The sequence below is a fragment of the Pseudomonas sp. B21-047 genome (assembly GCF_024748775.1).
Lineage (GTDB): Bacteria > Pseudomonadota > Gammaproteobacteria > Pseudomonadales > Pseudomonadaceae > Aquipseudomonas > Aquipseudomonas capeferrum.
The window spans coordinates 1,431,497-1,446,075 of the sequence record NZ_CP087169.1 but is presented as its reverse complement, the minus strand read 5'-3'; the positions used below and the strand labels follow the sequence as shown (position 1 = coordinate 1,446,075).

Annotated in this window: 12 protein-coding genes; 4 read left to right on the top strand and 8 right to left on the bottom strand. The window is 60.3% G+C overall.

Annotation, left to right across the window (positions count from 1 at the left end; all coding sequences use genetic code 11):
• Positions 1 to 2 precede the first annotated feature (2 nt).
• Together LOY26_RS06655 and LOY26_RS06650 are read right to left on the bottom strand one after the other, a co-directional pair.
• Complete coding sequence (locus LOY26_RS06655) at positions 3 to 1,016, bottom strand: glycosyltransferase family 4 protein (RefSeq protein ID WP_033700680.1); 1,014 nt, start codon at positions 1,014 to 1,016, stop codon at positions 3 to 5.
• Positions 1,013 to 1,975 carry an NAD-dependent epimerase/dehydratase family protein gene (locus LOY26_RS06650; RefSeq protein WP_408980756.1) on the bottom strand — a complete coding sequence of 321 codons (963 nt, stop codon included), beginning with the start codon at positions 1,973 to 1,975 and terminating at the stop codon, positions 1,013 to 1,015. The genes LOY26_RS06655 and LOY26_RS06650 overlap by 4 nt, the downstream gene beginning before the upstream one ends.
• A 300-nt stretch (positions 1,976 to 2,275) precedes the next feature.
• On the opposite strand from LOY26_RS06650, the gene LOY26_RS06645 reads away from it, so the two are divergent.
• The 4 genes from LOY26_RS06645 to LOY26_RS06630 all read left to right on the top strand — a co-directional run bounded on the left by LOY26_RS06645 (position 2,276) and on the right by LOY26_RS06630 (position 7,785).
• Positions 2,276 to 3,652, top strand: a complete 1,377-nt coding sequence (locus LOY26_RS06645) for a lipopolysaccharide biosynthesis protein (protein WP_186659318.1) — start codon at positions 2,276 to 2,278, stop codon at positions 3,650 to 3,652.
• Complete coding sequence (locus tag LOY26_RS06640; protein WP_186659316.1) at positions 3,639 to 4,544, top strand: glycosyltransferase; 906 nt, start codon at positions 3,639 to 3,641, stop codon at positions 4,542 to 4,544. The genes LOY26_RS06645 and LOY26_RS06640 overlap by 14 nt, the downstream gene beginning before the upstream one ends.
• A 60-nt stretch (positions 4,545 to 4,604) precedes the next feature.
• The gene (locus tag LOY26_RS06635) at positions 4,605 to 6,224 is read left to right on the top strand and encodes a hypothetical protein (RefSeq protein WP_258714498.1); all 1,620 of its coding nucleotides are present in this window, start codon (positions 4,605 to 4,607) and stop codon (positions 6,222 to 6,224) included.
• Between the two features lie 250 nt (positions 6,225 to 6,474).
• On the top strand, positions 6,475 to 7,785 hold the full coding sequence (locus tag LOY26_RS06630; RefSeq protein ID WP_258714497.1) for a hypothetical protein: 1,311 nt from the start codon (positions 6,475 to 6,477) through the stop codon (positions 7,783 to 7,785).
• Positions 7,786 to 7,833: 48 nt separating this feature from the next.
• Here the strand turns inward: LOY26_RS06630 and LOY26_RS06625 are convergent, their stop codons facing one another.
• The 6 genes from LOY26_RS06625 to LOY26_RS06600 form a co-directional block, all read right to left on the bottom strand.
• Complete coding sequence (locus LOY26_RS06625; protein WP_162525098.1) at positions 7,834 to 8,964, bottom strand: glycosyltransferase; 1,131 nt, start codon at positions 8,962 to 8,964, stop codon at positions 7,834 to 7,836.
• A complete protein-coding gene (locus tag LOY26_RS06620; protein WP_186659307.1) occupies positions 8,961 to 9,887 on the bottom strand; it encodes an NAD(P)-dependent oxidoreductase in 927 nt (308 codons plus the stop codon). The genes LOY26_RS06625 and LOY26_RS06620 overlap by 4 nt, the downstream gene beginning before the upstream one ends.
• A gap of 195 nt (positions 9,888 to 10,082) precedes the next feature.
• Complete coding sequence (wecB, locus tag LOY26_RS06615; RefSeq protein WP_156310840.1) at positions 10,083 to 11,207, bottom strand: non-hydrolyzing UDP-N-acetylglucosamine 2-epimerase; 1,125 nt, start codon at positions 11,205 to 11,207, stop codon at positions 10,083 to 10,085.
• Positions 11,200 to 12,210 (bottom strand): polysaccharide biosynthesis protein, encoded by a 1,011-nt coding sequence (locus tag LOY26_RS06610; protein WP_033700690.1) that lies wholly within the window; start codon positions 12,208 to 12,210, stop codon positions 11,200 to 11,202. Before LOY26_RS06610 ends, wecB begins: the two co-directional genes overlap by 8 nt.
• 21 nt (positions 12,211 to 12,231) lie before the next feature.
• A complete protein-coding gene (locus LOY26_RS06605) occupies positions 12,232 to 13,092 on the bottom strand; it encodes an SDR family oxidoreductase (RefSeq protein WP_186659305.1) in 861 nt (286 codons plus the stop codon).
• Positions 13,089 to 14,348, bottom strand: coding sequence for a glycosyltransferase family 4 protein (locus LOY26_RS06600; protein WP_258714496.1), 1,260 nt, complete (start codon positions 14,346 to 14,348; stop codon positions 13,089 to 13,091). Before LOY26_RS06600 ends, LOY26_RS06605 begins: the two co-directional genes overlap by 4 nt.
• Positions 14,349 to 14,579: the final 231 nt, after the last annotated feature.

The window sequence follows — 14,579 nt, the reverse complement described above, 5'->3', positions numbered from 1 at the left end:
TGTCAATCTTCACATTCGCCTGCGTGGAAGCGGACCGCCAACACAATCAATGGGATATAGGCCAGCACCACGCCCACGGCGCCATCCAGGCCAAGCTTTGCAACACAGAACGCGATCGGCAGCAGCCAGCACAGGTTCAGCACGGCAACCGCGAGTGTGACCGGCAGATGCTTGCCGAATTCCCTGGAAGCAAACTGATAGGCATGGCTGCGATGAGCCTCATAGACCTTGTCGCCGCGCAACAAGCGCCTGACGAGGGTGTAGGTCGCATCGACAATGAACACGCCGAGCAGAATCAGCCAGCACCAGAGCATCGGCGGTGAAACCCAGGCAGCTTGCAGCGACAGGCCGCCGAGGACGATACCGAGGAAACCGCTGCCTGCGTCGCCCATGAAAATTTTTGCTGGGGGGAAGTTCCAGAACAGGAACCCGGCGACAGCAGCGGCCAGCAGCAAGGGCAGAACGGCATGGCTGCCCAGGCCCGTCAGAGAGTATAGCGACGCCGCGCCCAGGCACACGGTAATGGCCTCGATACTGGCGATGCCGTCGATGCCGTCCATGAAATTGTAGAGGTTGAGCAACCAGACCAGGTATACGGCAGCGAGCACACCCCCCAGCCACCCCAGGTCCAGCACCCAGCCGAACAGTGTCAGCGGTGGCAACCCGCCCATCCACGCCAGCATCCAGGTTGCGGCGACGAAATGCCCGAGCAGGCGCCAGCGTGCGGCAATGTGGCCGTGGTCATCCATGAAGCCGATGATCGCGATCAGGGCACCCCCACCACCCAGCGCGACGAGCGAGTGGATGCCCTCGGCGCCGGTCAGCATGAGCCCGACGATGGCCAGCAGGAAGGTCAGGACAATGGCGACACCACCGCCACGGGGCGTCGGTACGGTATGCGAGCTGCGGGCATTGGGCACGTCGATGACGCTGCGTGCCAAGGCGTAGCGGCGCAGGCCTGCGGTCATCAACAAGGACAGCACCAGTACAGCGGGCAGAGACCACAAAAGCATCATTTCTTGTCGTTTTCCTGATAGTGCCTGGCAGTTGCCAGAAGTGCCGCATCCACGCTCACAGGTGGTTGCCAACCGAGTAATTCGCGGGTCTTGCCGATGTCCACCTGCAATGAGCCACACAGGCGCTGCGACAACGCGGCCTTGCCCAACGCTTTGGCAGCGCTGCTCAGCACCCAGGCCGGCACCGGCAGCAAACGTGCCGGCTTGCACAACGCGTGGGCCATGCGCCCGAGCAGTTGGGTGGTGGACAGGTCTTCGCCGTCGCTCACCAGAAACACTTGGTCAGCGGCTGCCGGGTGGTCGATGCAGGTCAGCACCAGGTCGACCAGGTTGCCCAGCGCCACCAGGCTGCGGCGGTTGTGGATGGCACCAAAGGGCAAGGGCACACCACGGTCGAGCCAGCGCATCATGCTGAGGAAATTGGCCTTCACGCCCGGGCCATACACCAGCACAGGGCGAATGATGACGATCTGCATGCCGGTCTGTGCGCCGAGCGCCAGCAAGCCCTGCTCTGCCTCGTGCTTGGAGACGCCATATGGGTCGACCGGGCGTGGCAGGTCGTCTGCGGTGTACGCCTTGCCGGGTTCGGTCTGCTCGCCATTGACCTTGATCGAACTGACGAAGACGAAACGTCGGGCACCAGCAGCACTCGCCGCACGGGCTAACGCCAGGGTGCCGTTGACGTTGATCCGGCGAAATTCGGCCAACGGATCGACGGCGGTATCCGACATGACATGCACCCGCGATGCGCAATGCACGACAACCTCGGGCTTGTGCGCCTGCAATTCGGCTGTCTGGTCGTCTGTGAGATCGCCAATGGGGTAAGTGATGACCCCGGCAGGCACATGGCGCAGGGGTGAACGCAAAGGTACGACGGTTTCGACATTTGCGTTGCGACTGAGCGCCTGCAGCACCGCTGCGCCCACAAAGCCGGACGCGCCAGTCAAAAGTACTCTCATTCTCACCTGATCGCTTTTTTTGGTTTATTGGCTATTACTATCGGATAGATCGCATGACAACGGAAGGCATCTGCATCACGCGATGAAATTTCCGACAAAAACCAGCCTTGAACGACGACACAATAGCCTATTGCGCGTCATCAAACTGACTCAATGCACACGACCCTAAAGAATCTGAAAGAAAACTACAAATCGGCTAATCGATATCAAAGTGCCCTAAGCTCGCTGCTTGCAGACCATGGACAGGGTTTGCAAAACAAAACAGAATCCCTGCTCCCATTCAAGTGCCAATAAGAACTCATGTCCAAAGGGAAAGTCACCAACGCGCTCTCCTCCCCGATTGCCGCGAGTATTGCCGCTATATTTGGCCGTTTTCTGCTTCTTGGGGCGGGAGCCCTGACCGGCATCATCATTCCGCTGACCATGCCGCAGGCTTCGGTAGGCGTGTTTTTTCTGGCCCAATCGCTGATCGCTGCCCTCGCCACCGTGGGGCAACTGGGCTTGAGCATCACCGCACCAGCCTGTATTTCCGCAGCCCAAGGGCACCGCGATAGCGGGCAGGTGAAGCAGGTAATCCGCCGTACACTGCTGATTGCCGTACTCTCCACCCTGGCACTGGCGATCGGCTTCAACCTCTTCATGCAGGTGTTTTCGCGCTATGAAGGCGCCGACTTGCTGCGTCTGCTTCACGCCATTGCCCCCCTGGTCTCGATCAGCATGGTCCTGGCCGCGATGACCACCATCCTGTCCGAGCAGCACCGGGCGCTTGGCCATTTCGTACAGGCCAGCTTCCTCACCACCGGGGCTAGTGTGGCCAGTGCGGCGACCGTCATCCTTGCCTGGCGGGGCGAACTGCAACTCAACCTCGACATGCTGGTCCTGGCGGGCGCAGTGGGGGCCAGTTGTACCGCGCTGCTGGGTGCCTACAGCCTCAGGCGCTGGTATCGGGCGCAAGCCGCCAGCAAGCCCGCGACAGACATCGGTTATGCCACCCTGCTACGGGAAACCCGTCCCAACCTCACCACCACCGTGGTGCTGTTCGTGATGTCGCAGGCCGACTTGTGGATCATCGCCTGGTTTGGCGATGCCGAAGGGCTGGCCATCTATGGCCTGGCCACGCGCCTGGCGGCGCTGGTACTGATACCGCTGGCAGTGATCAACACCGTGGTAGCACCATCGATCGGGCGCATCTGGGTGCGTGGCAAGAAGCGCTACCTGCAACGCGTGCTGGGGGTCGGTGCCGGCGCTGCGACGCTGCTCGGCCTGGTGGGTTATCTGCTGTTCATTGCGTGCGGCCAGTTCTTGCTGACCCACGTATGGTCCAGCGACTATGCCGATGCTTACTATATTTTCGCCATATTGGGCATGTCGCAACTGGCGCAGACCTACGCAGGCACTGCCGGATTCGTACTGATGATGCTGCAGAAGCAACATGTCGCCATGCGCATTTCGGTAGTCAGTGGCGCGTGCATGATCGCCGCCGGGCTACTGGCGATGTGGCTGTATGGAATCATCGGATTAGCCGTGGTATACAGCCTCGGCGGGGTCTGCCAGTCACTGGCGCAAATCTATTGCGTCAAGCGGATATTCAATCTGAACACCACTGCGGATTACACTTCATTGCGCCGCTTCGTGCGCCTTTATTACCGTCGAAAGGTCTCTCATGGTCGCCAGTAACATACAGCCCAAGGTTTCGATCGTCATTCCTACCTACAATACTGGGCGTTATGTGCTGGATGCGATCGACAGTGTGCTTGCGCAGACCTATCCGCATGTCGAGCTGATCGTCGTCGACGACGGTTCGAGCGACGAGACCCCTGCCCTGCTCGAGCAGCACCCGGGCAATTTCATTCGTTATCGGCAGGCCAACGCCGGGCAGAGCGCAGCGATGAACTTTGGCTGGCAACAGAGCAGCGGTGAGCTGCTGGGCTACCTCAGCGCTGATGATCGGCTGCATCCGGGCGCGGTCGAGGCCATTGTCGCCGCCATGGCCAAAGCGCCCGAGGCGGTGCTGGCCTACCCGGACTTCTGCGTCATAGACGAAGACTCCAAACCTGTACGCACCGTGCACACCCCTGATTATGAAGAGCGCCTGCTGATCGCCAACTTCCAGTGCCTGCCTGGGCCGGGGGCGTTGTTCCGCCGTTCGGTATGGGAGCAAGTGGGCGGCTGGAACACTGGCCTGCGCAACATCCCCGACATGGACTTCTTCCTGCGTCTTTGCCAACACGGGCCTTTTACCCGCGTGCCGACACCGCTTGCAGATTTTCGCATCCATTCCGGCTCGACCACTTACAACCCTTGCAACGCCGAACGCTCCGACGAGCCGCTGCGGGTAATCAACAGCCTGTACCAGACGCGCGGGCTGTCGCCCTCCATCCTGGGCTGGAAGCGCAAGGCGCTGGCCAATGCCCTGATGCTGTCTGGCTTCATGCACGGCTTCTCTGGCCGCTATACGCTGTTCCTGGCGCGCATGGGCAAGGCGGCCCTGCTCGACCCTTCTTCGCTCCTGTCGCGCAAGATGGTCAGCTATGTATTGACTATCGTCAGGCCTAAATCCAAAGCCTGAACCTTGGCCAGGGCAGCGTCAGCGCAACACTCAACTGAACAGCAACACCGGGGTGCGTCAATGATTCAAGCTGTCCAAGGGCACTTGCTGGGCAATCGCTACCTGCAAGTCACGGCGATGATGGTCGTGGCCATCGCCACGGTCGCGGCAGCCTTGAATTATCCAGCCTCGCTGCTGCCGCTGTTGCTCAATGGCGCGCTGGCAGCGCTGCTGGTGCGCAGCGTGCTGAACAACCGCACCAGCTTCTTTTCGTTCTTCCTGCTGGCCTTTCTGATCCTTGGCTGCTGGGCAAAGCTGGTGCTGCACTTCATCCTGGATACCCAGTTCATCGAACCGATAGGCGCCTTCGACGACTCACCGCAGTTGTGGGACGCCGCGCTGATGGCGCTGAACATCACCTTCGCCACACTGCTGGTCTGCCAAACCATCGCCTCACGCCAGCGGCCCCCGGCGGCCATCTCTGTCGACAAGCCCCGGGCACTGCTGGTACCCGCCCTGTGGCTGGCGTTGGCGCTGACTGGCCTGCTGCTGGCACTCAACTTCAAGTACGCCATTCTCAAGGTAGGCACCGAACCCGCCCTCAAGCTGCCCAGCGTCGTTTATGTGCTGGTATCGTTCATGATCGCCTGGGGCAACCTGATCCTTCTGGCCACCCTGGGTTACTGGCTGGTGCAGGCACGCAGGATGAAGCTGGAGGTGCTGTTCTACATCCTCATTCTGGAAGGCGCGATAACGGCGGTTTCCATGGGTAGCCGGGCGCAAATGATCCTCCACGTTGCGGCTCCGTTCGTGGTCTACCTTACCCACAGCCGTGAGCTGGTCACGGCGTTACGCGTGGTCCAGTGGGCCAGGATCCTGGCCGTCACCGCAGCGCTGTTCGTGGCCTCGCTGCTGCTGGTTTCCGCCGATCGCCTGCATTCGTTCGCCCAGGCCAGGCCGGTCGGGGCACCGGTTGCCGTCAGCAGCCAGCTACTGGCCAGCGCTGCCAACCAAACCAGCGCCCAACCGAACCTCGCGCTCGGCGGCATGACCCTGGTCCCCGCCGACGCCGCCCAAGCCGTCACGGCCATGCTCGCCCCCGCCATGCCGTTGTTGCGCATCGCCACCCAGGCAGTACCGCTGCCCGTGATGCCACCCGAAGAAACAGCACAGATCAAGCGCGAACGCTGGAAAGGCATGCTCATGGAACTGAGCAAGCTGGTGGTGGACCGTTGGGTAGGCCTGGAAGGCGTACTGGCGGTCGTCAGCCACGAGGACACCGGCTGGCCGCTGTTTGTCCGCAGCCTCGCCGAGCGCCCGGAAAGCGGCACCCAGGCAATTTACCAGCGGATGTCGGATGCGCAGTACCAGACCTTCGAAAACTTCACCTTCATGACCATTCCGGGCCCGATTGCCATCCTGCTCTACAGCGGTAATCTTGCGTTGTTGGCAGGGGGCCTGGCGTTGTTGTTCCTGGTCGGCACCCTGGCCGAACGGCTGGCCAGCCAGCTGGTCGGCAATATCTTCACCCAAGCCACCATAGGCGTAGCGTTGGCGTATCTGGTGGTGCAAACCAACTTCCCTCGCGTGCAGTTCTTCTTCCTGATCGAACTGCTGGGTTTCATCGCAGGGTTATATCTGGCACGCATCCTGGTGATTGCGCCACGGCCAGGTCAGGCATCCCTCATAGCGACCCCTTAGCCCCTGTCGCAGTTGTAAGAAAATTCCGACGAACGTCGTGTTTTGTAGCGCACACTTTCGCTCAACTTTTGTCACAGTTAGGTCAACCCTCATTATTACAGACCAGGCACATGCCGCTGCTGAACCCAGCAAGCGGCATGCCCAGGTGTGATCAGGCAGATCCCCTACGATGACAGCAGCTATCAGGACTTACAGCGCGACCCCGTCCCTCGATGCATGCGTAGCGCCGCTTTTTGCGCTGTGTGCGTGGGTGACGCTGAACCCGTATTTTCTCTGGTATTCGTTGCGCCATATGGCGGTTGCAGGGCTGCTCTCGGGTTGCCTGGCCGTCGCTGCATTCCTGCTCGGTGATCGGCCACGCCGGCGCGAGCTGCCAGGGTTCATCCTGATCTGCCTGTTCGTGGTCTATATCAGCATGCTACCCAAGATCGACGGCACCACCACGCGCTGGTATTTCGTACTCCCAACGCTGATGGCATTGTGTGTATTTTCCGACCAGCGACGCGGCAAGGTGCTGCAGTGGTTTGGCTGGATCTTCGCTATCAGCCTGATCCCTGGCATCGTTGTATCCCTGTGTGCCATCGCCAACATCCCCATTACGCTGGACCGCGTGCCCCTGCTCAACCCGACAATGGCCGAAGCGGGCGGGTACTACTTGCATGCCCCGGGCGCGTTGCTGTTGTCGGGCAACAACCTGTCGCTTCCCTGGGGAGGCGAACTGTACCGGCTGTGCGCGATGTACGATGAACCTGGCATGGTCGGCACCCTCGCCGCCTTCCTGTTGGCGGGCAACCGGTTCCGCCTAAAGCCCTTCCCGTTTCTGATCATCTTCGTCGGCGGCGTACTGTCGTTCTCGCTGGCATTTATCGTCATGGCATCGCTGGGCTTCCTGTTCCGCCTGGTACAGGCCCGTTCACCGATCACGTTGCTGCCCTTGGCCGTGCTTGGCCTGTTCGGCCTGCTGGTGCTGGGCATCATCAAGCCCAGCGCACCGCCGCCACCACCTGTCGCGCAGGCAGCCGCGCAGGCAGCCGATGAAAAAGCAGTAACTCAGAGTGGGGATCTACTGTTCTCACCCGCCGCCGACTCCGCCAACGGGTCAGCCAGTGATGCTGCGACAACGCCGCAAGTGCCGGCAACCCAGCAGCCAGAGCAGCACCTTCGCCAGACTCAGTACCTCAATAACCGGTCGCTGCCGGAAATGGACAAACTGTTGGCGCGCTATTTCGATGCTGACACCAAGACCTTGCTGTTCGGCATGGGCGCTGACTCCAGCGTGGTGTATGGCGGGGTGTCCCAGGTTGTCACGCGATTGCTCACGGACTTCGGCCTGATAGGGGCGCTGTTGTTCGCCCTGAGCATGATCAGCCTGACCTTGGCCATTACGCATAATGCCAAGCGCCGGTTGTGGGTGCTGCTGTTCTTCGCGCTGTTCGCACTGAGTATTTACCAGCGGCCCATCGTCTGGATGCCCTATGCCTTCACCATGTTCATCTGCAGCTCGACGCTGGCCGGGCGCCGCAAGTCTTCTGCATCGAACCTCCAGCAGCCAGCTACCTGAAGCCGCTGGCGCCGTGCACGTAGCCCATGCTACGGGCACGGCGCCACCTCAATCCTTCATCGACCCACTGCGCAGCAGTTGGGTGAAGCGACGCAGCATGACCTGAACCGTCGCCGACCAGGTGTAATGCCCAAGGATGAAGGCTTTGAGCCGCGCGCCCTTGGCCTTGAGCTCAGCCTCATCTTCCAGCATCCGTTGCAGCCCCGAAGCGATGCCGTCAGCGCTGGCTGGAACCACCATACCGCCCTGTACATCCTCGACCTGGTTGAACCCGCAGGTGTCGGTCAGCAGTACCGGCAGCCCGACCACGCCTGCCTCCAGTGCAACCAGCGACATGGCTTCCGAGCGCGACGGGATGACCAGCAGCATCGCCTGGCGATAGACCTGGGTGCGTTGCGCCTCATTCAGAAAACCGATGAAGTGGATCCGCTCGGCCAACCCTGACGCGCTCACCTGTGCCTGCAAAGCTTGTTGCATGCCAAAATCCGGCCCGGCCATCACCAGCGGGTACCGCTGCGCGGCCGGCGTATCGAGGTAGGCCTGAATCAGATAATCCGGCCCCTTGACCGGGGCTAGCCGCCCCATGAACAGAATGAAGGGTTCGTCGGGAACAACGACGGTGGGTGCCTGTTGCTGCTCGCCTGGCTCGGCCACGGCATTGCCGATCACCGGCACACTGGCCTGAGGGACGTCAGCTACCTGCGCAATCACGCCCTGCTCCAGGTCGGTAATCGCGATGAAGCCCGAGGCGCCTTTGATCAGCCAGCGCCCGACGCTCAAGTGGAAGGCTTTCTTGATCGTTGATGGCGCCCCCACCGAAGCGAATTCCCCTGCCGGGCACAAAACGTAGGGGCGCCTTGCGAACAGCGCGAGCAGGCCCATGGCCACGCTCAGCAGGTTCCAGTAACCCATGATGTGCAGCACATCGGCATTGCGCACCAGGCGCCAGGCACGCCAGGGGTTAAGCAACGGGATGGGAAAGTGCTGGCCGATGCGGCCGGTGATGTAGCTTTGCACGCCGTGCTCATCGAACTCGCGCTGCCAGGAGTTGCCGGTCATGGCGATGGCTGCACAACCGCTCCCCGCCTTTGCCAGATGGGTGGCCAGGTGGCGGGTACGCTCGGCCGTGCCACCGCCCAGCTTGGCATCGAGTGAAATGTTGACCAGCAGTACCTTCATGCCGACTCCTTGAGCACTGCAATGTAGCGGTGCAGTTGTTGCTTGAAGTCTGCCGTCGGGGGCTGCCGCCATTCGGCAAGCCGGGCTTCGCTGAACCGTCGCATGGGGTTGGCATTGCTGACATTGCGCAGGCGTAGCAGCAGCCGTAACAGGGCCTGGGGCACATGCGGCAGGTAGCTGATCGATGGCCGCCCGAATGCCTTCAGCAGGGCATCCTGCAGGTAGCCGAAGTTGTTCTCGGCCGCCGCATCATCGGTCACCAGCACCACCTCGCCTTGACGTATCTCGGGCACTTGCGCCACGAACACCAACGTCTGCACCACCTTTTCGACACTGACCAGGTGCATACGCCGCGGCCCGTACAGCACCCGGCGCAAGCCCAGCTTCCAGGCCGGGGCACTGGAAACTTCACGCACGAACGACACGATGTTCAACCCACCATCGCCAAACACCGCCCCCAGGCGCAGCACCAGTACTTCAAAACGGCTGGCCGCCACCGCCCGCACCAAGGCCTCGGCAGCGGCATGCTCGCGCTCGTAGGGGGTTCGGGGCTGGATCGGGGTAGCGGCATCGACCACCGGGTCCGGGGCAGCGCCGAAGACATCGATACTGGATACATGCACATAGCGCTTCACCGGCACTTGCTCACAGGCTTTCAGCACATTGACGATGGCAGGTTCGAACCAGCCGCTGCCATCTGGCCTTAGCAGGTTGATCACGGTACAACCGGGCGCCAGGATGACCGCCAGCGATTCGGGGTCATTCACATCGAACCGTTCGATGCGCACGTTGGCGGCGCGCAACCAGTCAGGTTCGGTACGGTGAATCGCATAGACGACTTCGGTGTCACGAAGTGCACTGCATAAATCCAGGAAGTGCCGGCCGACAAAGCCGCTTCCCCCAATAACCACCAGCTTGTTCATGTGCTGTTCAATCCTCCATGCGGCCTGTTTCGGCAGTCGCCTTTGCCCCACTCGGTCGCACCACCGGGCCTCGCGTAACAGAGGGGCAGGCATTGCTGGGGTCGGTGGGCGGCACGCCGGGGCATGCCGGTGCTGGGCACGGTAGAGATGCAGGGCTGCCCGAGATCAACCGACGGGCAGCCTTGGCGAGGTGCTTTACTTGGACCAGACCGTGCGGTTGATGTAGTCCGTGTAGCTGTAGACGATACGCACGACCTGCTTGGACACCGGGCCGCCGAGGTAGTCCTGCACCACCGGTATCACCCGATGGGTGCGGTCATGCTGGCTGATCACCACGCGAACGGCATCCAGTACGCGATCCGGCGTGAGGCCGCACATAATCAGCGTACCTTCGTCCATGCCTTCGGGCCGCTCATGGGCATTACGAATGGTCACTGCTGGAAGATTGAGCAGCGAAGCCTCTTCGGTAATGGTCCCGCTGTCGGAGAGCACGCACAACGCACCCATTTGCAGGCGGATGTAGTCCAGCAGGCCGTAAGGTTTGACGAAGCGGATCAGCGGGTGATCGAGGCTCTCACCCAGGTCTTCGAGGCGTTTGCGGGTGCGTGGGTGGGTCGAGACGATGATCGGATGGCCATAGGCATCGGCAAGCGCGCGCAACGAGGCAAGCAGGTCGCGCAAGTTCTGCGGCGTATCGACGTTCTCTTCACGGTGCGTGCTGACGATGAAGTACTTGCCCTCCTCCAGCGCCTCACGCTCCAGCACCGTCGAGGCATCGATTCGCGGCCGGTAGTAGTCGAGCACTTCCTGCATGTGCGAGCCGGTCTTGATGATGGTTTCCGGGCGAATACCTTCATCCAACAGGTAACGCCGGGCATGCTCGGTCAGTACCATGTTGATGTCGCTGAGGTGGTCGAGTACCTTGCGGTTGAGCTCCTCCGGCACGCGCTGATCGAAACAGCGGTTACCCGCTTCCATATGGAAAACAGGAATCTTGCGACGCTTGGCGGCGATCACCGCCAGGCAGGTATTGGTATCGCCGTAAAGCAGCAGCGCATCGGGCTTTTCCAGCTCGAAGATTTCATCCGACTTGGCAATCACTTCGGCGATCGTACCGGCCGCCGTCGTACCCACGGCGCCCAGGAAGTGGTCCGGCTTGCGAATACCCAGGTCGTCGAAGAACACCTGGTTGAGCTCGTAATCGTAGTTCTGCCCGGAGTGCACCAGGATGTGGTTAGCCTGCTCATCGAGTTCAGCGATGACGCGGCTCATCTTGATCAGTTCGGGCCGAGTACCGACCAGGGTCATGACCTTAAGCATTGAGTTCTTCCTGGATGTAGTCGAGTTTCAGCAGCAGGGCCTTGATGCCCTCGATATCAAGCCGCTCGGTATTGTGAGAGGTGTAGTCATCCAGCTCGGAGATATGCTGCTCGCCTTCGACAAAGTACTTCTTGTAGTTCAGGTCGCGGTTATCGGCAGGGATACGGTAGTAACGGCCCATGTCATCGGCCTTGGCCATCTCTTCTCTGGAAATCAGCGACTCATAGAGCTTCTCGCCATGGCGGGTGCCGATCACTTTTACCGGGTTTTCCCGCTTGAACAGCTGCTTGAGTGCTTCTGCCAGGTCTGCGACGGTCGACGCTGGCGCTTTCTGCACGAAGATATCGCCCTGCTCGGCATTTTCGAATGCGTGCAGCACCAGGTCGACGGAGTCTTCCAGCGACATGAGGAAGCGCGTCATGTTCGGGTCGGTCACCGTCAGCTCGTTACCGGCCTTGAGCTGGTCGACGAACAGCGGTATCACCGAGCCACGCGAAGCCATCACGTTGCCGTAACGGGTCGCACAAATCACCGGGCCTTGCTGAGGGATCATCCGCGACTTGGCGACCATGAGCTTTTCGGCCATGGCCTTGGAAATGCCCATTGCATTGATCGGGTACACCGCCTTGTCGGTACTGAGTACCACCACGCGCTTCACGCCGTTGGCAATGGCCGCGTTCAACACGTTCTCGGTGCCGATGACATTGGTCTTGACCGCTTCCATGGGGTAGAACTCGCAGGACGGTACTTGCTTGAGCGCTGCAGCATGGAAGATGTAGTCGACCCCGACCATCGCCTCGGCAACACTTTGATAGTCGCGCACGTCGCCGATGTAGAACTTCACCTTGTCATTACCCAGGGCGATACGCATGTCTTCCTGCTTCTTCTCGTCACGGCTGAAGACGCGGATTTCCTTGACCCTGGTGTTTAAAAAACGCTTGAGTACCGTATTGCCGAAAGAGCCGGTACCACCGGTGATCATTAGAATTTTGTTATCGAACACGTGTGCGCTCCTTGTAATACGTTATTGACGCTGTGCGTGCATGAATTCTATGAGCGCCGGCCAGGTTGGCGGCTGGTAGCCGGCATCGGCGCGAAAGCGCGAGGAGTCCAGCGAGCGGTCGATGACCAGCTTGTCATCCGGCACGATCTGGATGTCCTTGCCGTATACCTGAGCCACTTGCTTGAGCAGCTCATATTTGTCGATAGGCTCGGCCGAGACGTGATAAAGCCCCTTCAAGGTGGGGTTTGGAATCACGTACTCCAGCATGACCCGGGCCAGCTCGGCAGTCGGCAGCCCAGAGAAGATCGCTTTGTTGAAACCTTTGACACTGCCTTGCTGGGACAGGAACCAGTCAACCAGCGAGGCGTTGCTCTGCAACTCATGGCCGATAATCGAAGTGCGCAGCGTCACCGCATCGTCCAGGTCATGCAGTTCGCCGATGAACTTGGATTTACCGTACAGGTCGGTGCAATCAGACTCATCCTGCTCACGGTACATGCCCTTGGTACCTGAAAACACACAGTCGGTGCTGACATGGATCAGGCGCGCGCCCGCTACCCGGCACAAGGTTGCCAGCCGATGAGGCAGCATGGCGTTGATGGGCAAGGCGGTCAGCGGGTCCTTGGCATCGGCCAGTTGCTTGATCAGGCCCACGCAGTTGATCACCACGTCGGGGCGCGCTTTGGCAAACGCCGCCATCAGCGCGTCGGCATCGAGCACGTCGACCCCGGTCAACAGGCACTCTGACTGTTGCGGCGTGAAATACCTGAGCGCGGACGAGGACCGCAGGGTGCCCAATACACGATGTTGCGAATTCGCCGAGAAATACCGGAAGACGGCGCTCCCCAACATGCCCGAGACACCCAATACCAATATGTTCATCGCGTCGTCTTGTCCTGTTCAATCCGTTGTTCGAACATTCGCACCAGTGTCTTGCACTGCGCCCTGAGTTCGAAATGTTTCAAGAAGTAGGCACGTGCCTTGGCGCCCATCTGCTCGCGCCGCTCCATGGGCATCGTCTGCATCGACTGTATGCAGGCTGCGAGCCCGGCACCGTCTTGCGCCGGGCAGGTTATACCGGCGCCAGCGTCGTTGATCACGCGGGCACCCTCACCGTCCAGGCAACCAATGATCGGCCGGCCGGCTGCCAGATAAGCCTGCACCTTGCTTGGAATTGTAAAACTGAAAATCTCATCACGCTTGAGTGTAACCAGCAACGCCGAACTGAGCGCGAAGAGCTCCGCCATTGCCGACCGCGGGTAGGCCCCGGTGATGATCAGATTATCCAGCCCCCACTTGTGTTTTTCTTCGCTCAGCCATACGGCCTTGCTACCCGTGCCTACCATCACGATTCTGGCTTGCGACTGCTCGGCCTGCAGGGTACGTGCGGCTTCGATGACGGTTGACAACCCCTGGGCACTGCCCAGGTTGCCGGCAAAGACGACGCAGAAATGCGCTCGCAGCAGCGCCGTCAGCGATTCGGGCAAGGGGCTGACTTCGCCAGACTCGTCTTGCTGCAGGTAAGAATTGGGGTAATAGTTGATCTTGTCTGCCCGCGCATAGCGCTTGACCGGCTCGATGAACGCCCGCGACTGCACTAATAACACATCGACCGCCCAGTACAGCCCGCGCACCAGCAGCCCGACAATGGACAGCAGGAACCTGTTACGCACGAAGCCGGTAGCTTCCAGGCTTTCTGGCCACAGATCCTGAACCCACAGAAAAACCGGCGCGCGGTGTACGCGTTTCATGGCGAGGGCAGGGATGACGGAAATGATCGGTGACGGCGCAAAGACGAAATAGATATCGAACTTGCTGCGCTTTGCGTGGCGTCTGAAATACTTGACACCATTGGCAACAAACGACAGGTAATTAAGGATGAGGTTTTTCGCGCCACCGTGCTTGCGCGGCCGCAGGGGCGCACGGTGAACTGTAACCGTGTCGGCGAAGCGATCTTCGACAGGATCATTGGCGGTATAACCTGGGAAAACCTCTCCACCTGGATAGTTAGGTTTGCCCGTGAACACTTCGACATGCACGCCCAGCGCACTCAACTCCCGAACGATATCATTGATGATGAAGTTCTCAGGGTAGAAATACTGGCTGACCACAGCAATTTTCAAAGGGGCTTGCGTCACACTGACTTATCCTTCTGGGCGTGGCGGTATCGGAGCTGCATGAAGTGCCCTGAACCCTCGCGGTAGCGGGCGCGAAAGCTATCAGATGGCAAGCGCTGGCCTGCGGAATACAGTCATTGCGCCATCACCACTAATCCACTGCCATTCCACGACCGCCGGAATACCAGAAGACAAGCAACCCACTACTATTGCCCTAGCCACTTCCCGATGTTGACGCATGTTATTGTAGTT